22 protein-coding genes and 1 pseudogene are annotated in these 21,814 nt (G+C 68.1%); 10 read left to right on the top strand and 13 right to left on the bottom strand.

Annotation, left to right across the window (positions count from 1 at the left end):
• Entirely contained in the window at positions 1 to 1,086 is a 1,086-nt protein-coding gene (locus ACJH6I_RS14080; RefSeq protein ID WP_212812628.1) for an oxygenase MpaB family protein, read from the bottom strand.
• Between the two features lie 140 nt (positions 1,087 to 1,226).
• On the opposite strand from ACJH6I_RS14080, the gene ACJH6I_RS14075 reads away from it, so the two are divergent.
• Entirely contained in the window at positions 1,227 to 1,934 is a 708-nt protein-coding gene (locus ACJH6I_RS14075) for a TetR/AcrR family transcriptional regulator (protein ID WP_212812629.1), read from the top strand.
• 5 nt (positions 1,935 to 1,939) lie between these two features.
• On the opposite strand, the gene tatB is transcribed toward ACJH6I_RS14075, so the two are convergent.
• From tatB to sigE, 4 genes are all read right to left on the bottom strand, one after another.
• A complete protein-coding gene (gene tatB, locus ACJH6I_RS14070) occupies positions 1,940 to 2,362 on the bottom strand; it encodes a Sec-independent protein translocase protein TatB (protein ID WP_406775611.1) in 423 nt (140 codons plus the stop codon).
• Complete coding sequence (locus ACJH6I_RS14065; RefSeq protein WP_346416948.1) at positions 2,362 to 3,855, bottom strand: trypsin-like peptidase domain-containing protein; 1,494 nt, start codon at positions 3,853 to 3,855, stop codon at positions 2,362 to 2,364. Before ACJH6I_RS14065 ends, tatB begins: the two co-directional genes overlap by 1 nt.
• An 84-nt stretch (positions 3,856 to 3,939) precedes the next feature.
• Positions 3,940 to 4,347, bottom strand: coding sequence for an anti-sigma E factor RseA (gene rseA, locus ACJH6I_RS14060; protein ID WP_212812631.1), 408 nt, complete (start codon positions 4,345 to 4,347; stop codon positions 3,940 to 3,942).
• A 90-nt stretch (positions 4,348 to 4,437) separates the two neighbouring features.
• Entirely contained in the window at positions 4,438 to 5,271 is an 834-nt protein-coding gene (gene sigE, locus ACJH6I_RS14055) for an RNA polymerase sigma factor SigE (protein WP_406784229.1), read from the bottom strand.
• 237 nt (positions 5,272 to 5,508) lie between these two features.
• Between sigE and ACJH6I_RS14050 the strand changes: the two genes are divergently transcribed.
• The 6 genes and pseudogenes from ACJH6I_RS14050 (at position 5,509) to ACJH6I_RS14025 (ending at position 11,072) form a co-directional block, all read left to right on the top strand.
• On the top strand, positions 5,509 to 6,258 hold the full coding sequence (locus ACJH6I_RS14050) for an O-methyltransferase (RefSeq protein WP_346416949.1): 750 nt from the start codon (positions 5,509 to 5,511) through the stop codon (positions 6,256 to 6,258).
• Positions 6,259 to 6,517: 259 nt separating this feature from the next.
• Positions 6,518 to 7,171: a TetR/AcrR family transcriptional regulator gene (locus ACJH6I_RS14045; RefSeq protein WP_212812633.1), complete on the top strand. Its 654-nt coding sequence runs from the start codon at positions 6,518 to 6,520 to the stop codon at positions 7,169 to 7,171.
• Positions 7,168 to 8,091 carry an ABC transporter ATP-binding protein gene (locus tag ACJH6I_RS14040; RefSeq protein ID WP_212812634.1) on the top strand — a complete coding sequence of 308 codons (924 nt, stop codon included), beginning with the start codon at positions 7,168 to 7,170 and terminating at the stop codon, positions 8,089 to 8,091. The genes ACJH6I_RS14045 and ACJH6I_RS14040 overlap by 4 nt, the downstream gene beginning before the upstream one ends.
• A 21-nt stretch (positions 8,092 to 8,112) precedes the next feature.
• Positions 8,113 to 9,726 (top strand): annotated as a pseudogene (locus ACJH6I_RS14035) (ABC transporter permease); the annotation flags it as partial.
• Between the two features lie 8 nt (positions 9,727 to 9,734).
• On the top strand, positions 9,735 to 10,409 hold the full coding sequence (locus ACJH6I_RS14030; RefSeq protein WP_212812636.1) for an isoprenylcysteine carboxylmethyltransferase family protein: 675 nt from the start codon (positions 9,735 to 9,737) through the stop codon (positions 10,407 to 10,409).
• Between the two features lie 72 nt (positions 10,410 to 10,481).
• The gene (locus ACJH6I_RS14025; RefSeq protein WP_212812637.1) at positions 10,482 to 11,072 is read left to right on the top strand and encodes a DUF4126 domain-containing protein; all 591 of its coding nucleotides are present in this window, start codon (positions 10,482 to 10,484) and stop codon (positions 11,070 to 11,072) included.
• Here ACJH6I_RS14025 and glgC read toward each other — a convergent pair.
• On the bottom strand, positions 11,069 to 12,283 hold the full coding sequence (gene glgC, locus ACJH6I_RS14020; RefSeq protein ID WP_064857802.1) for a glucose-1-phosphate adenylyltransferase: 1,215 nt from the start codon (positions 12,281 to 12,283) through the stop codon (positions 11,069 to 11,071). The genes ACJH6I_RS14025 and glgC overlap by 4 nt on opposite strands.
• 77 nt (positions 12,284 to 12,360) lie before the next feature.
• Between glgC and glgA the strand changes: the two genes are divergently transcribed.
• On the top strand, positions 12,361 to 13,530 hold the full coding sequence (glgA, locus tag ACJH6I_RS14015; protein WP_212812638.1) for a glycogen synthase: 1,170 nt from the start codon (positions 12,361 to 12,363) through the stop codon (positions 13,528 to 13,530).
• A 1-nt stretch (position 13,531) separates the two neighbouring features.
• Here glgA and ACJH6I_RS14010 read toward each other — a convergent pair whose 3' ends face one another.
• The 5 genes from ACJH6I_RS14010 to folP all read right to left on the bottom strand — a co-directional run bounded on the left by ACJH6I_RS14010 (position 13,532) and on the right by folP (position 16,545).
• Entirely contained in the window at positions 13,532 to 13,699 is a 168-nt protein-coding gene (locus ACJH6I_RS14010) for a DUF3117 domain-containing protein (protein WP_005059648.1), read from the bottom strand.
• 153 nt (positions 13,700 to 13,852) lie between these two features.
• Complete coding sequence (locus ACJH6I_RS14005) at positions 13,853 to 14,434, bottom strand: DNA-3-methyladenine glycosylase I (protein WP_212812639.1); 582 nt, start codon at positions 14,432 to 14,434, stop codon at positions 13,853 to 13,855.
• The gene (locus ACJH6I_RS14000; protein ID WP_212812640.1) at positions 14,431 to 14,736 is read right to left on the bottom strand and encodes a DivIVA domain-containing protein; all 306 of its coding nucleotides are present in this window, start codon (positions 14,734 to 14,736) and stop codon (positions 14,431 to 14,433) included. Before ACJH6I_RS14000 ends, ACJH6I_RS14005 begins: the two co-directional genes overlap by 4 nt.
• A gap of 46 nt (positions 14,737 to 14,782) precedes the next feature.
• Positions 14,783 to 15,715 carry a glucosyl-3-phosphoglycerate synthase gene (locus ACJH6I_RS13995; RefSeq protein WP_212814938.1) on the bottom strand — a complete coding sequence of 311 codons (933 nt, stop codon included), beginning with the start codon at positions 15,713 to 15,715 and terminating at the stop codon, positions 14,783 to 14,785.
• Between the two features lie 5 nt (positions 15,716 to 15,720).
• Positions 15,721 to 16,545, bottom strand: a complete 825-nt coding sequence (gene folP / locus ACJH6I_RS13990) for a dihydropteroate synthase (RefSeq protein ID WP_212814939.1) — start codon at positions 16,543 to 16,545, stop codon at positions 15,721 to 15,723.
• Between the two features lie 225 nt (positions 16,546 to 16,770).
• On the opposite strand from folP, the gene ACJH6I_RS13985 reads away from it, so the two are divergent.
• Positions 16,771 to 17,595 (top strand): hypothetical protein, encoded by an 825-nt coding sequence (locus ACJH6I_RS13985; RefSeq protein ID WP_212812641.1) that lies wholly within the window; start codon positions 16,771 to 16,773, stop codon positions 17,593 to 17,595.
• An 85-nt stretch (positions 17,596 to 17,680) separates the two neighbouring features.
• On the opposite strand, the gene fadD6 is transcribed toward ACJH6I_RS13985, so the two are convergent.
• Together fadD6 and ACJH6I_RS13975 are read right to left on the bottom strand one after the other, a co-directional pair.
• Positions 17,681 to 19,462, bottom strand: a complete 1,782-nt coding sequence (gene fadD6 / locus ACJH6I_RS13980; RefSeq protein WP_318986201.1) for a long-chain-acyl-CoA synthetase FadD6 — start codon at positions 19,460 to 19,462, stop codon at positions 17,681 to 17,683.
• A gap of 11 nt (positions 19,463 to 19,473) precedes the next feature.
• Positions 19,474 to 20,049 carry a TIGR00730 family Rossman fold protein gene (locus tag ACJH6I_RS13975; protein ID WP_318986202.1) on the bottom strand — a complete coding sequence of 192 codons (576 nt, stop codon included), beginning with the start codon at positions 20,047 to 20,049 and terminating at the stop codon, positions 19,474 to 19,476.
• Positions 20,050 to 20,150: 101 nt separating this feature from the next.
• Here ACJH6I_RS13975 and ACJH6I_RS13970 point away from each other — a divergent pair, with 101 nt between their 5' ends.
• Positions 20,151 to 21,806, top strand: coding sequence for an AAA family ATPase (locus tag ACJH6I_RS13970; RefSeq protein ID WP_406784238.1), 1,656 nt, complete (start codon positions 20,151 to 20,153; stop codon positions 21,804 to 21,806).
• The last annotated feature ends 8 nt before the right edge of the window (positions 21,807 to 21,814 follow it).

The raw sequence follows: 21,814 nt of genomic DNA, 5'->3' as shown, positions 1-21,814 counted from the left end.
TCAGCCGGCGTGTGCTTCGAATTCCAGCAGCGCGTCGCTGTGGTTGTGCTCGTACGGCTTGGGGCCCTGCCCGAGTGCCCGCTTGGCCAGCAGCGCCTGATACTGCTCGAAGGGCGTGGTCCGGCCCCACTTCGCGCGGGCCTCGGCCGGCGTGTAGGTGACGGGGTTCTGGGCCGGGATCTTCATCAGCGTCGGGCCGACGATCGGCGTGGTGTGCGGGGTGGTGAAGTCCAGGATCGCCAGTTCCAGGCGCGGGATGCCCGCGACCGCCCGCAGCAGTGGCCGCGCGATGAGCTTGGCGATGACGTCGTCGGAGTAGTTCTGCGGGATGCCGCCGAGGGTGCGCATCCACTTCGGCATGGTCGCGATGATGGCCCGGCGCATCGGCCAGTTGAACACGCGGCGCATCCAGCTCGGCACCCGCTCGGGCAGGATGTGATAGCCCAGGTCGACGAGGTAGTTCATCATGTTCTGGGCCACCTCGGAGCCGGCCATCTGCGGCCGGTACTGCTCGAAGTACTGCTGGATGCCCTCGCGCGTGCGCGGCACGTCGTCGGGGTTGATGGTCTGGAATTCCGCGGCCCGCGCGCACTCTTCCCAGTACTGCAGTTCCTCGGCCTCGGTCAGCTTGCCCGGCCCGAACATCTCATAGGTGTAGAGGATCGAGTGCCACGCGGTCAGGTGGATCCACAGCTGCGAGTACGGGTCGTTGGCGTCGAACGGCTTGCCGGTGATCGGCTCGGTGCCGATGGCCTTGCCGTGGATCTTGACCAGAATCTCCGAGGCATCCAGGACCGCCTCGGCGTCACCGAACGCCACCAGGGCGAAGTACTGCATGGTGCGGTCGTAGCGCAGCCGGGTGCGGGCGTACACCTGACCACTGGCATCGACCGCCGCGGCGAGGTACGGGTCGAGGTGCTCGATGGTCACGGCGCGGGCGAAGCCCAGCAGCAACGAGGTCGGGTAGCTCCACACCCGCCAGGTGACCGAGTCGGGTCCGAAGAATCCGTAGTCGACCGCGGGCGTCAGTTTCGTGTCCGCAACCGGCAGACCGGCGACCCGGCGAAAAGTGGCGACAGCATCCATCGTCGTTCCCCTTTGAACATGAAGGCGCCCACCGGCGCGGTTTCGTAAATGGTACGGCACGTACCACTAGATAGCCAGAGTCCCACTGATTGGCTGCATCAGGTAACTCCCGGGCAGGTACATGAGGTAAACAAGGAGCCATGGCGGATGCCACCACCGGTCGCTGGGCCGGCCAACGCGAGCGCAGGCGCGCTGAGTTCATCGACGCTGCCCTCGTCGTGATCGAGCAACACGGGCCCCAGACCTCGACCGAGCAGATCGCCGCCCACGTCGGCGTCAGCCGGACCAAGCTCTATCGGCACTTCGTCGACGCCGCGGACCTGCAACGCGAGGTCGCGCACCGGACCAGCGAGATGATCACCGCCGAACTCGCGCCGGTGTGGCGGCCCGAGGGCAGCATGGCGCAGATCGTCAGGGCCGGCGTGAGCGCGCACGTCCACTTCCTGACGCAACACCCGAACCTGTACCGGTACCTGCAGCGATGCTCCATCGATGAGGGCTTCAACGCGTTCGCCGACATCAAGATCACCATCGCCAACCTGCTGACCGCGGTCCTCAAGGTGTACGTGGCCGCCTTCGATGTGAAGGCTGATGCCGAGCGGTTGTCGTATGGCATCGTCGGCCTCGTCGAGACCGCCGCGGGGCACTGGCTCGAACAACCGCTGCGCGACACCCAGGACGCGCTGGTCGACGACCTGACCCGCTGGATCTGGTTGATGCTCGACGACTCACTGCGCGCGGGCGGCGTCTACGTCGCCGCGGACGAAATCCTGCCGCCGGCAGCAGAGATCGCCGAGAACGCCGATCGCTACCGCGACCCGGCCCGCCTGCAGGCCCTGAATCTCTAGCGGCGTCAGGTCGCGTCGGGGTCGAACTGCGGCGTCTGCGACTGCGGGGCCGCCCCCGGAGCGCCCGGTGTGGGCGGGATGCCGTTGACCTCGGGCGTGGTCAGCGGCTTGGTCTGGTCCGGCGGCGCGGGAGTGTCGAAGGCGCTGGTGAGGAACGAGTCGTCACCGTCGAGCAGATGCTTGGTCAGCGCCGCGCGCGGTGTCATGCCGCGCAGTTTCTGCAGCTCACTGAGGGGCTGGCGCAGGTCCTCGAACTCCGGCCCGAGATCCTGACGCAGCTGACTGGTCGCACCGCTGAGGTACTCGCGCACCTGTTTGAGGCTGCCGGCCGTCCACCGGATGGCGCCGGGCAACCGCTCCGGGCCCAGGATCACGAGGCCCGCGATGACCAGCACGAGCATCTCGCCCCATCCGATGTTGCCGAACATCAGCTGGCCGGGGTGTCTGCGTTGGGAACGACGGTGAGCGTCACGTGCCGGCCGTCGCGGATCACCTCGATGGGCGCGGGCTGACCGATCTGCAGCTGACGCACCGCGACCACGAACTCGTCGGCGTCGGCGACCTTGCGGTTGCCGACCTTGACCACGACGTCGTTCTCGAGGATGCCGCCCTTCTCCGCGGGGCTGCCGGCGACGACGTTCACGACCTGGGCACCCGAGGCGACCTTGTCGCTGGCCGACTTGGCGTTGAGGCCCAGCGTCGGGTGGAAGATCTTGCCGTCCTTGATCAGGACCTCGACGGTGGCCTTGACCTCGTTCACGGGGATGGCGAACCCGAGACCACTTGCGCTGTCGGACAACGACTTTCCGGCCGTGTTGATCCCGATGACCTCGGAGTTCATGTTGATCAGCGGGCCACCCGAGTTGCCGTGGTTGATCGAGGCGTCGGTCTGGATGCCATCGATGACGGTGTCGGTGTCGGAGCCTTCACCGGACAGCGGCACCGGACGGTGCAGTGCGCTGATGATGCCGTGCGTGACGGTGCTGCGCAGACCCAGCGGGGCGCCGGCCGCGATGACCTCGTCGCCGACCTTGACCTTCTCGGCGTCACCGAACTTCGCCACGGTCAGGTTGTCGACGTTGTCGACCTTCAGCACCGCGAGGTCGGTCTTGGGATCCCGGCCGACGAGGTTCGCCGGCACCTGCTTGCCGTCGTTGAACACCACGGAGATGTGGTACTGGCTGGGGTTCTTGGCCGCGTCGGAGATGACGTGGTTGTTGGTGACGACGTAGCCGCGGCCGTCGACCACGACACCGGAACCCTGCGATCCGTCGGTGTCGCCCATCGCCTCGATGGTGACCACCGAATCCGCCACGGCGGCAGCGACTTTCGCGAACCGCCCCTCGGGCAGGTCGCCGCCGTCACTGGTCTTCAAGGTGACCTTGGACGTGGTGAAGGCCTCGACCACCTCGGCGGTCTTGCGCCCGACGACACCGCCGAGCACGCCGATGACCAACGCCAGCAGGGCCAGCACCGCGAGCGCCGTCATCGAGACCTTGCGGCCGAACAGCACGTCACGCACACCGAGCTTGCCGACAGGAGCGGCGACCACCACCGGCGGCGGCGGGGGCAGTGCCGGGGTGCCGAGCGACGGCGCGGCCGACGGATCCCGCCACGGGTCGGCAACAGCGTCGTCGTCGTCCTGGGCCTCGGCCTCCAGCGCGCCGGCGTCGGCGGGGTGGCGCTGCAGGGAATCGACGCCACCGGCGGGCCGGCCGAAGGCTTCGGCGAGCACGGGATCGGGCGCCTGGTTGGTCGGGGTGTACTCGCCCTGGTTACGAATCTGATCCTCGGCGAGGAAGGAACCGGTGAAGCCCTCTGGCCGGCCGAACGCGCGCTGCGACGCCGGGTCCACCGGGGTACGCGTCACCGGACGCGGAGCCAGACGGGGGCGATCTCCGGACATGTCCTGATTCGTCACCGGTTTTCCACTCCCCATCTGCTGGCTCTATCCGCACGACCCGCATTGACGGGCGTCTCGGTCACTCAAAATTCAGGGTCAACCCTACCGGCGCCGACGACGTTCCCGCGGCGGCCGATCGGCAAAGTCCTGGTCATCGATTCCGGATGTCTGGATTTCCGCGAACTGCATCGATGTGTCGTTGGGGATGTTCGCCAACGCACCCAGCAACGCAGTGGGCGCGATGATCGGGCACGAATCGCGCAATGCGCTCCGGGCTTGCCCCTGGGCATCGACCTCGGCGGCGCAATCCGGGCACTGAGACAGGTGATGGGCGGCGCGCAGATGCGCACCCATCTGCAGCTCACCATCGACGAATGCGGCGATGGCCTCGATCGACAGGTGCTCCGTCGACCCGAAGCGGCGTGGGCCGACGGGTCCGTCAGTCTGGGAGGCGAACTGCGCGGGTAGCCAGGAGAACGCACGACGGAACAACTGTCCCCGGTCGACCATCACCGAGCTCCTCTCCGCGCCACGCCTTCGTCCGTGTTGCCGTTACTACTGAATGTAGCGCGACAACCTGGGACGGATACGTCACAACGCTCAGGCGGACTTGGCGGAGATGGCCGCGGCCGCCTCGGAGTAGTCACCCGGATGACTGGCGAGGTACTCGCGCAGCGCCTGCCGGCCCCGGTGGATACGGCTGCGCACGGTGCCGAGCTTGACGTCGAGCGTCGCGCCGATCTCCTCGTACGACAGACCCTCGATGTCACACAGCACCACGGCGGCACGGAACTCCGGCGGCAGCGAGTCGAGCGCGGCCTGCAGGTCCGGTCCCAGCCGCGAGTCGTGGTACAGCTCCTCGGGGTTCGGGTCATCGGCCGGCACGCGGTCGTAGTCCTCGGGCAGCGCCTCCATCCGGATGCGGGTGCGGCGGCGGACCATGTCCAGGAACAGGTTGGTGGTGATGCGGTGCAGCCAGCCTTCGAAGGTGCCGGGCTGGTAGTTCTGCACCGAGCGGAACACCCGGATGAACGTCTCCTGCGTGAGGTCCTCGGCGTCCTGCGGGTTACCCGACAGACGGTAGGCCAGCCGGTACACCCGGTCGGCGTGCTGGCGGACCAGCTCGTCCCAGGACGGCATGGTGGCCACATCGCCGGTGGCATCGAAGACGGCGGTGCCGGTCAATTCGTCGCTGACTTCAGCCCAATCCACTTCGGCGTCGGCGACCGGGACATGGGACATGTGGGTCGGGGCGAGCTTTGTGGGGGCCGGCATGGCGGTCGTGGCAATCTCCAGTTCCGTAGTTTCCGCGTCGTTGGCACATGACGCATCAGCAGAAACCGGTACCTGGAGTCCGATATTCCCGATTCCGCGGATGTCCGGCGACTGCCGAACTCCGGAATCGGCTTGCAGATCGTTCACACTCGCGTGCATGGCGATTACGGTTCCCCACCCTGGTGAGGTTGATGTATGAGCAAACTGAACTTTTCCTGAGAAACCCCGCGTCAGCTCCATGACCTGCGAATACCCGTTATATGTTCGCCAAAACTTAACCTTGGGTCTCGGGCGTGGCGCGTCGCCGCTCAGGATTGCTCCGCCGCCGCCCGAGAGCGCGGCCGTATTGCGCGTGTACTGAGCGGCGGCACGCTGGGCGTTCGTTACGCTGCGCACATGTCCAGCACCGATGACCCGACGGTTTCGGCCGGTAGCAACCAGCCTGACCCGGCGCAGCCGGCCCCGGCGGCACCCGCCCAGGCACCGGCCCAGCCCGTCGCTGCTGCCGCTCCCAAAGCGAGCACGGCCGAGGCCATCGTCAAGCACGCCGAGCGGTCCATCACCGAAGAACCCATCACCGCCGCGGCCCGGGAGCGGGCCGAGGAGAGTGGGGCCAACCCCGTCACCCCGGCGGTCGGCGCACTGCTGAGCGTGCTGGCGAAGATCGCGTCGGCCAAGGCCGTCGTCGAGGTCGGCACCGGCGCCGGCGTCAGCGGGCTGTGGCTGCTGTCCGGCATGCGCGAAGACGGCGTGCTGACCACCATCGACATCGAGCCCGAGCATCAGCGGCTGGCCAAGCAGGCGTTCGTCGCCGCGGGTGTCGGGCCGTCGCGGACCCGGCTGATCGTGGGCCGCGCGCAGGAAGTGCTCACCCGGCTGGCCGACGAGTCCTACGACCTGGTGTTCATCGACGGCGAGCCCGTGGACCAGCCGCAGTTCGTCACCGAGGGCGTCCGCCTGCTGCGACCGGGCGGCGTGATCGTGGTGCACCGCGCCGCGCTCGGCGGCCGTGCCGGCGACGCCGCCGCCAACGACCGCGACGTGACGGCCGTGCGGGAGGCCACCCGCGCCATCGCCGAGGACGAGCGGCTGACCCCGGTCCTGGTCCCGCTGGGCGACGGGCTCCTGGCCGCCGTCCGCGACTAGCCATTCCCGCGAGCGTGCGTGTCTGCACCTAGACACGCCGCTCCACCCGTGCTGTTCGCGCACGTTCGCCGCCGCTGAGCGGGACCAAAATGCACACGCCTGACGGCGTGGCGGCTGCAGACACGCACGCTCGCCGCTGGATCAACGGCCGCCAAGCATCGGCTCACGCCGCGCCGTTGACGTCGCTGTCGAATCTTTACGAGCTCTTGACGGGTCAGATCCTTGACGACCGACTGAACGCGTGTTTAGCGTATTGAACATGCGTTCAGTCGAGGACCTCACCACCGTCGCCCGTATCCGCGATGCGGCCATCGAACAGTTCGGCCAGCACGGGTTCTCGGCCAGCGTCCGCAGCATTGCGACGGCCGCCGGGGTCAGCGCGGCTTTGGTGATCCACCACTTCGGCTCCAAGGAGAAACTGCGCGAAGCCTGCGACGCCTACGTCATCGAGACCGTCCGGGCCGCCAAGACCGAGTCGATGCAGAACGCCAGCCCGAGCGCGTGGTTCGCGCAGCTCGCCGAGATCGAATCCTTCGCACCCATGACCGCCTACCTGATGCAGGCATTGCAGACCGGCGGCGAACTGTCGAAGTCGCTGTGGCAGAACATGATCGAGAACACCGAAGGCTATCTCGAAGAGGGCGTCCGCGCCGGCACCATCAAGCCGAGTCACGACCCCAGGGCGCGCGCCCGCTTCCTGGCCCTGACCAGTGGCGGTGCCTTCCTGACGTACATCCAGTTGCACGACAACCCGACGGACTATCGCCAGGTGCTGCACGACTACGCGCAGGACATGGTGCTGCCCGCACTCGAGGTGTACACCGAGGGCCTGATGGCCGATTCGACGATGTACGAAGCCTTTCTGGCGCAACAGGAATCAGGCCAACCCATCGTCACCAGCACCGAGGAGTGAATGTGAACGCCGCTATCGAAATCGACACCCTGACAAAGAACTTCGGGGCGGTCCGGGCACTCGACGGACTGAACCTGAGGGTCGAGCGGGGTGAGGTGCACGGCTTCCTGGGGCCCAACGGCGCAGGCAAGTCGACGACGATCCGCATCCTGCTGGGGCTCGTTCGCGCCGACTCCGGTTCGGTCCGGCTGCTCGGCGGTGACCCGTGGACCGACTCCGTGGCATTGCACCGCCACATCGCTTATGTACCAGGCGATGTCACGCTGTGGCCGACGCTGACCGGCGGCGAGACAATCGATCTGCTGGCCCGGATGCGCGGTGGCATCGACGAAAAACGCCGCGCCGAACTCACCGAGCGGTTCGACCTGGACCCCACCAAGAAGACCCGTACGTACTCCAAGGGCAACCGGCAGAAGATCTCCCTGGTCTCGGCTTTCGCCTCCAACGCCGACCTGCTGTTACTCGACGAACCCAGCAGCGGCCTGGATCCATTGATGGAGAACATCTTCCAGCAGTGCGTCGCCGAGGCCGCCGGACGGGGCACCACCGTCCTGCTGTCGAGCCACATCCTGGCCGAGACCGAGCGACTGTGCCAGCGGGTGACGATCATCAGGGCCGGCCGGACCGTCGAGAGCGGAACGCTGGAGTCGATGCGGCACCTGTCGAGCACCACCATCAAGGCCGACATGATCAACAACCCGGGCCGGATCGACCACCTCCCAGGGGTTTCCGACATCTTCTTCGACGGCCGGATGCTCACAGCCCGCGTCGAATCGGAGAGTCTCGGCGCGGTCATCAAGGCACTCGGCGATGCCGGTGTGCGCTCACTGGTGAGCCAGCCGCCCACGCTGGAGGATCTGTTCCTGCGGCACTACGACAGTGGCCGGAACCGCCGCGAACCCGAGCAGGTGCGGGCATGACCGCCGTCCTGGACCGCCCCGGCCCGGCCCGCCCGGCCGGCCGCCGGGGCCTCCAGCTTCACCGGAACCCTTGGGCTGCTTCGTCTTTACCTGCGCACCGACCGGATCGTGCTGCCCCTGTGGGTGCTGCTGCTGTCTCTGCCACTGTCCACGGTGTACATCGGCAGCATCGAGGCCGTCTACCCCACCGCGGCGGCCCGCGCCGGATTCGCGGCGAGCATCATGGCCAGCCCGGCCCAGCGCGCGATCTACGGCAACATCTACAACGACAGCCTGGGCGCGGCCGGCATCTGGAAAGCCGGCATGTTCCACGTGCTGATCGCCGTCGCCGTGATCCTCACGATGATCCGGCACACCCGCGCCGATGAAGAGGCCGGCCGCACCGAACTCATCGACTCGACGGCCGTCGGCCGCAACGCGAGCCTGACCGCCGCGCTGCTGTTGACCGGTGGCGGCTCGCTGCTCACCGGTTGGCTCGGCTTCCTCGGCCTCCTGAATACCGATGTGCCCGTGGCGGGTTCACTGGCGTTCAGCTGCGCGCTGGCCGCCTCCGGGTTGGTGTTCACCGCCGTCGCCGCCGTGGCCGCGCAGCTCTCGGCCAGCGCGCGCGTCGCCCGCGGTATCGCCTTCGGCGTTCTCGGCGCCGCGTTCACGCTGCGCGCGGTGGGCGACGCCAGTGGCAGCGAACTGTCCTGGGCCTCTCCCCTGGGCTGGTCACTGCTGGTCCGCCCGTATGCCGGTGACCGGTTCGGTGTGCTGGCACTGCACCTGACACTGACCGTCGCCCTGGTGGTACTGGCGTACCAATTGCAGGGCGCCCGCGATGTCGGAGCCGGGATGTTCGCCGAGCGGCGCGGCCGGCCTCGGGCCACCGGAATGCTCAGCGGCCCAACAGGGTTGGCCTGGCGGCTGACCCGCGGCTCGGTCCTGGTATGGACCGTCGGGCTGGGGCTGTACGGGCTGCTCGTCGGCAGCGTCGTACACGGCATCGGCGACGAGCTGGGCGGCAGCGGCTCGGCACGCGACATCATCACGCGTCTCGGCGGTACCAGCGCACTGGAGGAAGCGTTCATCTCGATCGCCTTCAACATGCTCGGCATGGTCGCCGCCGCGTTCGCGGTATCGCTGGCCCTGCGGCCGCATCAAGAGGAGACCGGCCAGCGCGCCGAGACGTTACTCGCCGGAGCCGTGAGCCGGATCCGTTGGCTGACCGGCTATCTGGCCATCGCGCTCGCCGGCACCACGGTCGCGATGCTGACGTCGGGCCTGCTGGCCGGCCTGACGTACGGCGCGGCGGCCGACGACCTCGGCGGCAAACTGCCCCTGGTGCTGGGCTCGGCAGCAGTGCAACTGCCCGCCATCTGGCTCCTGATCGCAGTGACGACCGTGTTGTTCGGGGCAGCGCCGCGATTCACTCCGGTGGCGTGGGGCGCCCTGGTCGGCTTCATCGCGGTGTATCTGCTTGGTTCGCTGGCGAATTCACCGCACTGGGTGCTGGACCTCGATCCGTTCAGCCATATCCCGCGGGTTGGTTCGGGTACCTTCACCGCGACGCCACTGGTCTGGCTGCTGGCTCTGGACGCAACTCTGATCATCCTGGGCGCCTTGGCTTTCCGGCGCCGTGATCTACGGTAGGAGAAATCATGAAACTCGCTCTGCAGGCGCTCGCCTCGGCGGCCGGGGGCATCGTCTTCTTCGCGGTGCTGCTGTGCGTGCCGGCCGGCACCATCCACTATTGGCAGGCTTGGGTTTTCATCGCGGTCTTCATGGTCGCGACCATGGGCCCGAGCATGTACCTGGCCATCAAGCGCCCCGAGGCGCTGGCGCGACGGATGCACGGCGGCCCGACGGCCGAGACGCGCCCGATTCAGAAGGTGGCGATCTGGGCGATCCTCGCGTCGGTGATCGGAACCGGCATCGTCAGCGCACTCGACTGGCGTTTCGGGTGGTCCTACGTGCCGACGGCCGTCGTCATCCTCGGCAACGTCGTCGTCGCGGTGTCGCTGCTGGCGGCCCAGTGGGTCGTCATCCAGAACAACTTCGCGGGCGCGAGCATCTCGGTCGAGGAAAACCAGCCGGTCATCTCCACCGGCCTGTACGGCATCGTGCGGCACCCGATGTACATCTGCGCACTGATCATGATGCTCGCGACCCCGCTGGCACTGGGCTCCTACTGGGGGCTCATCCCGGTGCTGGCCGCCGCCCCGGCGCTCATGGCGCGCATCTTCGACGAGGAGAAGATGCTGCGCGCCGAACTGCCCGGCTACGTCGATTACACCCACAAGGTGCGCTACCGGTTGCTCCCCTACGTCTGGTGACACCGCGGGATTTGTGCACGAAAATCCGCGGACAGCGCGGGAAATCGTGCACAAATCCCGGAGACTGAACGGGTGGAACTGTTCACCGGCCTCGGTCTGGCCACCGCGTCGGGCCTCAACGCCTACATTCCCCTGCTGGCGATGGGCCTGCTGGGACGCTTCACCAACCTCGTGGAGCTCCCGCACCCGTGGGCGTGGTTGACCAACGGCTGGGTGATCGGCATCGTGGCCGTGCTGTTGGTCGTCGAGATCGTCGCCGACAAGGTGCCCGCCCTCGACAGCGTCAACGACGTCATCCAGACGTTCGTGCGGCCGACGTCCGGCGGCATCGTCTTCGGCTCCGGCACCGCGGCACAGACTGCCGCCGTCACCGATCCCGGCGCGTTCGCCAGTTCCGGTCAGTGGATTCCCGTGGTGATCGGGGCCGTCACCGCGCTCGTGGTGTCGCTGACCAAGTCGACGGTGCGGCCCGTCGCCAATGTCGCCACCGGCGGGCTCGCGGCACCCGTGCTGAGCACGGTGGAAGACGTGGCCAGCGTCGGGCTGGTGATCGTCGCGATCGTGCTGCCGGTGCTGGTTGTCGTCGCGCTCGCGCTGCTGGTCTGGGCGGCGGTGGCGCTACTCCGCCGCAGACGCCGCCGGACGCCCGATGCGGCCGTCTAGATCCAGACGCCCTTACCGACCGCGACGACGCCGCCGGCACTGACCGAGAAGCGTTCGCGGTCCTTCTCCAGGTCCACGCCGACCATCTCGCCGGGGCCGACGACGACGTTCTTGTCCAGGATGGCGTGCCGCACCACGGCACCGCGCCCGACGCGGGCGCCGGGCATGATCACGCTGCCCTCCACGATGGCGCCGTCGTCGATCACGACGTTGGACGACAACACCGAATTGCGCACCGACGCAGCCGAGATGATGCTGCCCGCGCCGACGACCGATTCCTGGGCCGAGCCGCCGTTGACGAACTTGGCCGGGGCCAGATGCTCCGACTCACCGAGGATGGGCCAGCGCCGGTTGTAGAGGTTGAACACCGGGTGCACCGACACCAGGTCCATATGGGCGTCGTAGAACGCGTCGAGCGTGCCGACGTCGCGCCAGTAGCCGTGGTCGCGCTCGGTGGCGCCGGGCACCTCGTTGTCGTTGAAGTCGTAGACGGCGGCCATTCCGTCGGCCACCATCTGCGGGATGATGTTGCCGCCCATGTCGTGGTCGGAGTCGTGGTTCTCGGCGTCCACCCGGATGGCGTCAATGAGCGCCTTGGTGGTGAACACGTAGTTGCCCATGGAGACGAACGTCTGCTCGGGGTCGTCGGGCGTGCCCGGCGGGTCGGCCGGCTTCTCGACGAAGCTGCGGATGCGGCCGGACTCGTCGGCGTCGATGCAGCCGAACGCCGACGCCTCGGCGCGCGGCACCCGGATGCCGGCGACCGTCGCGCCCGCTCCGCTCTCGATGTGGAACCGCACCATCTGCTCGGGGTCCATGCGGTACACGTGATCGGCCCCGAAGACCACGATGTAGTCGGGGTCCTCGTCGTAGATGAGGTTCATCGACTGATAGATGGCGTCGGCCGAGCCGGTGTACCAGCGCGGGCCCAGGCGCTGCTGCGCCGGGACCGGGGTGATGTACTCGCCGGCCAGGCCCGACAGCCGCCAGTTCTGCGAGATGTGCCGGTCCAGTGAGTGCGACTTGTATTGCGTCAGAACACAAATCCGCAGGTATCGGGCGTTGACGAGGTTCGACAGGACGAAGTCGATGAGGCGGTAGGCGCCGCCGAACGGGACGGCGGGCTTTGCGCGGTCCGCCGTCAGCGGATACAGCCGTTTGCCCTCACCGCCGGCCAAGACGATTCCCAGCACCTGCGGCTGTTCCCTCATGCCACCAAACCTAGTAGCCACCAACCGAAGCGGCCAGACATACGCCCCAACCCGTCGCACGCGTTAACGTCATCGACATGCGGGTGGCGATGATGACGCGGGAGTATCCACCGGAGGTCTACGGCGGCGCGGGCGTGCATGTGACCGAGCTCGTCGGGCAGCTCACGAAGCTGTGCGACGTCGACGTGCACTGCATGGGCGTGCAGCGGCGGGACGCCTTCGTGGCCCAGCCCGATCCCCTGCTCGCCGGCGCCAATGCGGCCCTGACGACGCTGTCGGCAGATCTGGCGATGGTCAACAACGCGTTCGCCGGGCCGGCTGCCATGCCGAACGTGGTGCATTCGCACACCTGGTACACCGGCATGGCCGGGCATCTCACCGCGCTGCTCCACGGCATCCCGCACGTGCTGACCGCGCACTCGCTCGAGCCGCGGCGGCCGTGGAAGGCCGAGCAGCTCGGTGGCGGCTACCGCATCTCCTCGTGGGTCGAGCGCACGGCGATCGAAGCGGCCGACGCCGTCATCGCGGTCAGTGCCGGCATGCGGGCCGACGTCCTGGCCACCTACCCGCAGCTGGACCCCGCGCGAGTGCACGTGGTGCGCAACGGGATCGACACCGACGACTGGTATCCGGTCGAGGCGGGCCAGACCCTGGTTGACCTCGGGATCGACCCGGACCGGCCGATCGTGGCGTTCGTCGGGCGGATCACCCGGCAGAAGGGTGTCGGTCACCTCATCGCGGCGGCCCACCGGTTCGACCCGGACGTGCAGCTGGTGCTGTGTGCGGGCGCACCCGACACCCCGGAGATCGCGGCCGAGGTGGCGGCCGCGGTGAAAGAGCTCAGCGCGACGCGCGCCGGCGTGCACTGGATCCAGGAGATGCTGCCGCTCGAGAAGATCCGCGAAATCCTGGCGACGGCAACAGTTTTCGTCTGTCCGTCGGTCTACGAACCGCTCGGCATCGTCAACCTCGAAGCGATGGCCTGCGGCACCGCCGTGGTCGCCTCGGACGTCGGCGGCATTCCCGAGGTGGTCGACGAAGGCAGCACAGGGTCACTTGTGCACTACGACGCCGCGGATGCGGTGGGGTTTGAGACAGGGCTCGCGGACGCGGTCAATGCGTTGGTCCGGAACCCGGAACAGGCCCGCACGTTCGGGCAGGCCGGCCGTCGGCGGTGCATCGAGGAGTTCTCCTGGATGCAGGTCGCCCAGCAGACGCTCGACATCTATCGGAGCGTCTGCGGCTGAACTAGCTGGTGACGTTCTTCAGTTCGTCGCCCAGGGCTGCGGCCTCATCCGGGGTCAGCTCGACCACCAGACGACCGCCACCCTCCAGCGGTACCCGCATGACGATGCCGCGCCCCTCTTTGGTTGCTTCCAGTGGACCGTCGCCGGTCCGGGGCTTCATCGCCGCCATCGGGTGCTCCCTCCGCACGCGCCCGGACCGCATCCACGGTCCCGGATCAAGGCCGGATCTACCCACTCAGTGGGTCGGATCACGGCACTGAACTGCAACTGAACTATGTCTATTGTTCCCTATCGCTACCTGAGGGTGTGAAAGACCCGCCCGTCACGCCTCCGACAAGCTGTAACGGGGCACCCAACAGGCCTCGACATGGTCGTCCACCATCCCGGTGGCCTGCATCAACGCATACGCCGTGGTCGGGCCGACGAACCGGAAACCGCGGCGCTTCAGCTCCTTGGCCATGGCCACCGACTCCGGTGTGGTCGCCGGAACCTGCGCCAGGTCGGCCGGCCGCGGCCGCGCCGGTGGCGCGAACGACCACAGCAGCTCGTCGAGGTCCAGGCCCCCGTCGATCACGCGGGCGTTGGCGATGGTCGCCTCGATCTTGGCGCGGTTGCGGACGATGCCCGGGTCGGCCAATAGCCGGTCGATGTCCTTCTCCCCGAAGCCGGCGACCGTGGCCACGTCGAACCCCTTGAACGCCGCCCGGAAGTTCTCCCGCTTGCGCAGGATGACCAGCCACGACAGGCCGCTCTGGAACGCCTCGAGCGAGACCCGTTCGAACAGCGCCTGGGTGCCGCGCAGCGGACGCCCCCATTCGGTGTCGTGGTAGTCGCGGTACAGCACCGCGTCCGCCGACTCACCGATGTTGACCCACCCGCAGCGGGTCCGCTCGGCACTCGTCATTGGTCGGCGTCCGCGGTCTGCGCCCGCAGCGTTGTCAGCTCGCCGCGCAGCGAGTCCAGTTCCTGCGCCAGCCGGTCCAGCACCCAGTCGACCTCGCTGGTCTTGTAGCCGCGCAGGGTCTGCGTGAACTTGACGGCGTCGACGTCGGCGCCGGTGACACCGGATGCGGGGAGCACGGTGGCCGTGGTGCCGCGTGCCAGCGGCGGCAGCTGCTCGCTGCGCCCGAACAGCACGGTGCCCAGCGCGAAGAGCACCACCGCGACGAGGATCAGCACCACGAGGTAGATCAAAATCAGTGTCACACCGACGATCCTGCCGGATGGCACCGACAAGCGCCGCGAGGGCGGGTCAGCGCAGGGTGTTCATGGCGGGACGGTCGATCAGTGACACCGTCGACGTGCGGGGCGTGAAGGTGTCGCCGTCGGCGAAGAACTGTGTCAGGCCGACGCCCGAGTCGCTGATGCCGCAGCGCGACAGCAACGTCGCGATCACCTGACGGCTCATCGAGGCCAACTCGTTCAACGGCCGGTTGCGGTGCGTGCGCACCCCGAGATTGACCTGCGCGATGGCGTCGAGGCCCAGCTTGTCGTAGGTGTCGATCAGCAGACCGATCTCGACGCCGTAGCCCGGCGCGAACCCGACCGACGTCAACAGCTCCCGGGTGCCGGCGTATTCGCCGCCCAACGGCTGCAGCAGGCACGTCAGCTCGGGCCGCAGGGATGCCAACAGGGGCCGTGCCACGAGTTCGGTGACCCGGCCGCCGCCGTTGGCGTCTTCAGTGCCGCCGACCTTCAGCGGCCGCCGGTAGAAGCCCTTGACCAGATGCACCCCGTCGGCGAGCAGCAGGGGGCCCAGGAGCTTGGGCACGAACATCGGGTCGGGGTCGAGCAGGTCGGAGTCGACGAACACGATGATGTCGCCGGTGGTGGCCGCCAGCGAGCGCCACAGCGCCTCACCCTTGCCGGGCTGTACCGGCACCTCGGGCAGCGCCTGTTCCCGGCTGACGACCCGGGCGCCGGCCTCGATGGCACGCAGTTCGGTCTCGTCGGTGGAACCGGAGTCGAGCACGACGAGCTCGTCGACCAGACCACCCAGCAGCGGGCTGATGCTGTCGATGACGTCGGCGACGGTGTCTTCCTCGTTCAGCGCGGGCAACACGACAGAGACGGTCCGGCCAGCCTTGGCGGCCTCGAGCTCGGCGATGGTCCACGCCGGCCGGCTCCAGCTGCGTTCGGCCAGCCACGCATGGCGAGCGATGGATTCAGCAGTCATCTCGGGCATTAGGGTCACGCGAGTCCCCTCACTGTTCGGCTCGGTGGACGCCCGCCCTGGATCGACGCGACCATTTCCAGCACGCGTCGGGTGGGGCCCACCTCGTGCACCCGGAACATGGCGGCGCCGTCAGCGGCGGCGAGTGCCGTCGCGGCCAGCGTCCCCTCCAGGCGCTCGGTCAGTTCGACACCTAAAGTCTCCCCCACGAAATCCTTGTTACTGAGGGCCATCAGGACTGGCCATCCGGTATTTACAAGATCTTTTACGTGGCGCAACAAACTAAGACCGTGGTAAGTGTTCTTGCCGAAATCGTGCGTCGGGTCGATCAGGATGGCGTCCCGCGCGACGCCGACATCGACGGCATGATGCGCCGCTGAGGTGACCTCGGCGATGACGTCGTCCACCACGCCGCGTTCGGTGACGCCGTAGTTGACGCGAAAGGGCCGGGTTCGCGGCACGGCCCCGCCGGTGTGCGAGCAGACCAGTCCCGCGCCGAATTCGGCGGCCACCTCGGGCAGTCCCGGATCGGCGCCGGCCCAGGTGTCGTTGATCAGGTCGGCCCCGGCCGCGCAGGCCTGCTTGGCCACGTTCGCGCGCCAGGTATCGACGCTGATGAGTTGGTCGGGGTACTCGCCGCGGAGCCATTCGATGAACGGCACGACGCGCGCGATCTCCTCGTCGGCGTCCACGGTGCTGCCCGGACCCGCTTTGACGCCGCCGATGTCGATGACGTCGGCCCCGTCGGCGATCTTCTGGTGCGCGGCGTCCTTGGCCGCGCCGTCGCTGAAGGTCGCCCCCCGGTCATAGAAGGAATCCGGGGTGCGGTTGACGATCGCCATGATCAGCGCGCGATCGCCGGCCACCTGGCGACCCAGGAACTGGCCCCTTGCGGAGGACTGCACGACTCCCAGGCTATCGGGCTGCCGCAAATCCGCTCATTCCGCGGCCACCGCTGTGGCAAATGCCGCGAAGTGTAGGGAATTCCCTGATTCGAGGAGGTGCCGCGGTCAATAGGTTCGATTCACGTCCAATCGGATCGAGAGCAAACTCCCAGGAGGCCGCAGATGAGCAAGCGAGCACTGTATTTGACGCGCGTCGCCGTCGTTGCCGCGATGACGAGCTTCCCCGTGTTGGCACCGGCGCCCGCCGGGGCCCTACCCAACGGTCTCGACGTGAACTGCAATCAGGAACCCGGCGAGATCACCACCGCGATCTGCGTCATCAGCGGCTGCCCCCGGGTGCACGGCGACTATGTCGTCGACGCGGTGCACTGGAAGATCGACGGCGGCGAGCAGCAAGAAGAGGGCTTCAAGTGCATCAACGGCGCGACCACCCGATTCACCCTCGGCGGCGGTCCGGGTGCCCACTGGAACATCGCGGTGCAGGCGTGCCGCAAGAAGGATCTCGAGGGCGACTGGTGCGGTCCGTGGTCGAACACGACGTTCACCATGCCCGGGAACGCGAAACCCACACCACAGGCACCGCCCGTCGTGACCCCGCCACCGGCGGAGAAGCCCCCGGTGCAGTGCCCCGCGGGCTCCCCCACCCCGACGGTGCCGGCCGGCCAGACCTGCGCCCCGATCCCTGACGTCACCAACGCGATTCAGGCGTCGTTCGGCGCACCCGGCGTCTCCAGCATCGCGTTCAACGTCACCAACACCTCCAACATCGCGGCTACGTGCAACTACACCGCGACGGCGGATTCGATCAACCCGCTGGTCCCGAAGAAGACGACGCGGCAGTTCAACGTTCCCGCCAACGGCAGCCACACCGAATCCTTCAGTGGCGCACCAACATTGAGCACCTACAACGTGGTGCTGTCATGCAAGGACGCCAGCGGCAGGCAGAAAGCCGAACTCGGCCACGTCGAGACGTCGGTGACGTGGTGATCAGCTGACCGAATTCGGCTCGCCACCATGTGATTTGTGCACGATTTTCCGCGGCAAGCGCGGAAAATCGTGCACAAATCCCTGGCTAACGCGGCTTCTTGCCGTCCTTCACCTCGGCGGGGTACTCGGGGTAGAACGGCACGTAGCCCTCGTCGCGGCCGGCCAGCACGTAGATCGGGTCCTTCACCTCGTCGCCGTAGCCCTGCTTGCGCAGGTCGACCTTCTGGCTCTTGAACGTCGAGGTGTGAGCCAGGGCGGGCACGACCCGGATGAACAGCGGTACCGCGTAGGCCGGCAGGTGCTCGAAGCCGGCCTTGGCCAGGCGGGCACCGTCGAACTCGGCGCCCTCGCGCAACTGCACCGACGCCATGCCGGCGCGGCCGCCGCAGCCCGGCACCTCGACGCCGTACACCGTGCACTCCTCCACCTGGTCGTCGGCGCCGAGCGCGGCCTCGACCTCGGTGGTGGCGACGTTCTCGCCCTTCCACCGGAAGGTGTCGCCGAGACGGTCGGCGAACGCGGCATGCGCGAAGCCCTGCGACCGCATCAGGTCACCGGTGTTGAACCAGACGTCGCCGTCCTTGAATGCGTTGCACACCAACTTCTTCTCGCTGGCGGCCTTGTCGGTGTAGCCGTCGAACGGCTGCAGGTTGTTGACCTTGCTGAGCAGCAGGCCCGGCTGGCCGCGCTTGACCTTGCGCAGCCGGCCGTCGGGTCCGCGGGCCGGCTCGCCGGTCTCCAGGTCGTATTCCACGTAGACGACGGGCGACGGGCAGATGCCCGTCGTCTTGTCGATGTTGAAGACGTTGACGAAGCCGGTGTTGCCCTCGCTGGCGGCGTAGAACTCGCACACCCGCTTGATGCCGAAGCGCGAGGTGAACTCGTCCCAGATGGCGGGGCGCAGCCCGTTGCCGGCGATGACCCGGACCTTGTGTGCCCGATCGGTGGGCTTGGGCGGCTGGTTCAGCAGGTAGCCGCAGATCTCGCCGATGTAGATGAACGCGGTGGCGTCGTACTTGATGACCTCGTCCCAGAACCGCGAGGCGGAGAACGACTTGCCCAGCGCGAGCGCCGCACCGGCGTTGAGGGCCGACGACGTCGCGACCGTCAGCGCGTTGTTGTGGTACAGCGGCAGGCAGCAGTACAGGGTGTCGCTGCTGTTCAGGCGCAGCCCCAGCCCGCCGAATCCGCCGAGCGCGCGCAGCCAGCGGTAGTGCGTCATGACACTGGCCTTGGGCATCCCGGTGGTGCCCGAGGTGAAGATGTAGAACGCCTTCTCCTTGGCCAGGATCTGGCTGGTGCCCACCGGGTTGGCGGTCGACTGGCCGACGGCCAGCTCGCGTAGCTCCTCGACCGACATGAGACCCGTCGTCAGCTCCGCAGCGGCACCGCACTCGATGACGGGCTCGTGGAAGTCCGATTCTGTGACAAGCACCTTGGCGCCGAGCAGACCCAGGCTGTGTGCCAGGACATTGCCGCGCTGGTTGTAGTTGATCATTCCGGCGACCGCGCCGCACTTGACCGTCGCCAGCATCAGCAGCACCGCGTCGGGCGAGTTGCGCAGCATGATGCCGACCACCGAGCCCGGGCCGACGCCCTTGGCCGCGAGCACCGACGCGTAGCGGTTGACCGTCGCGTTGGCCTGGCCGTAGGTGATGCGCTGGTCCTCGAACTTGATGAAGACCTTGTCTTTGTTGGCTTCCGCGCGTTCCTGGAACACCTTGCCGATCGACGTCTTCGCCGTCGGGCTGGCACCGAAGCCGGTGATCAGGCCGCGAAGGATCACCGGGGCGTCGGACAGGAAACCGGGCAGTTGCTTAGCAATATCGAGCAGCCCGACGCCGGTGCGTGATGTCTCGTCACTCATGCCCGGTGAGCCTAGTGAGCGATGTCACGCGGCGCACAAGCAGCCATGGCCGCGTCGACGTCCTTGACGACGATGAGGCGGTCGAGCGCGGCCCGCTGGACGTAACCGGAGTCGACCAGCGTGTGCAGCCAGGCCAGCAGGCCGTCGTAGTGGCCGTGCGGATCGAGCATCACCAGCGGCTTGTCGTGCATGTTGAGGTAGCCGGCCGTCCAGGCCTCGAAGAACTCCTCGAGGGTGCCGATACCGCCGGGCAGCGCGATGAAGGCGTCGGACCGGTCCTCCATGATCTGCTTCCGCTCGCGCATGGTGTCGGTGACGATCAGTTCGCTGGCGTTCACGTCGGCCAGCTCGCGGTGCACCAGCTTCTTGGGAATGACGCCGATGGTGCGGCCGCCGTTCTCCCGGGCTCCGTCGGCGACGGCGCCCATCGCCGAGACGTTGCCGCCGCCGGACACCAGGGTCCAGCCTTTCGCGGCGATGGCCCGGCCCACATCGCCGGCGAGGGTGAGCAATTCGGGATGACGGGGACCGGCGGCGCAGTAGACACAGACGGCGTAGGGATTCTCGGGGGTGTTGTCGGCCAGCACAGCACAACGCTAATCGAGCGATGCCGTCCGCCGCGCAGCCATAGGATCGGACCGTGGTGCTCAGCCAGCTGAAAGCGGGCGTCGAAACCCGGGCCGGTGCGCTGCTGACGGGTGCCCGCGGGTCTGGCAAGACCACATCGGCGCGCGTGGCTTTCGACGAGTTGGCGCCCGGCTTCGAACGAGCAGCCTGGATCACCGGCACCGCCGCCGATTCGCGGGTGCCGTTCGGTGCCTTCGAGCCGCTGTTCACGGTGCCCGAGACGGGCCGGACGATCCAGGTGCTGCGCGCGGCGCGGGAGGCGCTCGGGACCGGACTGCTGTTGGTCGTCGACGACGGGCATCTGCTCGACCGGCTGTCGGCGTCGTTGGTATATCAGCTCGCGGTGTCGGGAGCGGCCCGGGTCATCGTCACGGCGGAATCGAATCAGTCTCTGCCCGAGGGCCTTTCGTCGCTGGTTCGGGACCGGTTGGTGGTTCCGGTGACTGCTGACGAGCCGGTCCGGGCCGTGGTGTCGCACGATTCTGAGCCGCCGCCAGCGGACGGCGACGGCGTCGTCGGCCGGCTGCGGCGTGCGGTGCGGGCACTCGACGGCGGCGACGCACGACCCGTCGCCGAACTCGCTGCCGCCGCCGAGGATGCCCTGCGCCTGGGCGATCTGGAGCTGGCGGAGCGGCTGGGGCGGGCCGCACTGCCGGCCGGCGGCCTGGCCGCCCGGATCACATTGAGCTATGCCCTGGCCTGGCAGGGCCGCGGCCTGGACGCCGACGCCGTACTGGCCGAGGTCGACGCGGCCGCACTGACCGAACCCGCGTTGATGATGTGGGCGCTGCCCCGCGCGGCCAACCAGTTCTGGATGCTGTCAGAGCCCGAGCGCGCGACGGCCTTCCTGCGCACCGTCAGAAGCCGCGTCCAGACGCCGACGGCGCAGGTCACTCTGGACGCCTTGTCGGCGACGTTCGCGATGAACGCCGGCAATCTGAACCGGGCCATGCAGCTCGCCGACTCGGTATTGGCCAGTGCAGAACCGAGCGACACCGCCGTCGGCTGGGCGGCGTCGGCGGCGGCGCTGAGCTGTGCTCGCACGGGCCGGTTGACCGAGGTGGACGGCTTCGCCGAGCGCGCCCTGGCCGCCGGGCAGCCGGGTCTGTTGCGGTTCACCAGCGGGTTCGGGCAGACCACGGTCCTGCTGTTGGCCGGGGAGCCGGACAAGGCTCAGCAGCTGGCTCAGCAGCTGATCGACTTCACGCAGTCCCAACAACCCGGGCGGGCCATCGGCGAGGTGCTGTTGGCCGATGTGTTGATCTCACGGGGCGAACTCGACGCGGCGATCGAACTACTCGAGAACGCGGCGAAAGTGCTGGCGCGCACCGGATATTCGTGGGGCCCGCTGGCCTGGATGTTGCTGGCGCGGGCGCTCGGACAGCGTGGGGCAACCGCCGAGGCAGGCCGGGCTCTGGCCCGTGCCGAAGCCCGGCACGGCTTGAAGTCGATGTTATTCGCGCCCGAATTGGCCCTGGCCCGCGCCTGGACCAACGCCGCTCGGCGGGACCGGCACGGCGCGATCGCCGCCGCCCGTGAGGCGCTCCGCGCGGCCGAGCGGGGCGGCCAGTCCGCGGTGGCGCTGCGCGTCCTGCACGACGCGGCGTTGCTGGGCGATGTCCGGGCCGCGGACTGTTTCGACCGCGTCGGCGTCGACTGTGCGTTCGGCAGGCAGGCTCGCGCCGTGGCGGCGGAGGTCGCCGGCGATCGCGCCTGACCATTTGC

It is taken from the genome of Mycobacterium sp. SMC-13, assembly GCF_045311035.1.
Taxonomy (GTDB): Bacteria; Actinomycetota; Actinomycetes; order Mycobacteriales; family Mycobacteriaceae; genus Mycobacterium.
This window is presented reverse-complemented; position numbering and strand designations above follow the sequence as displayed.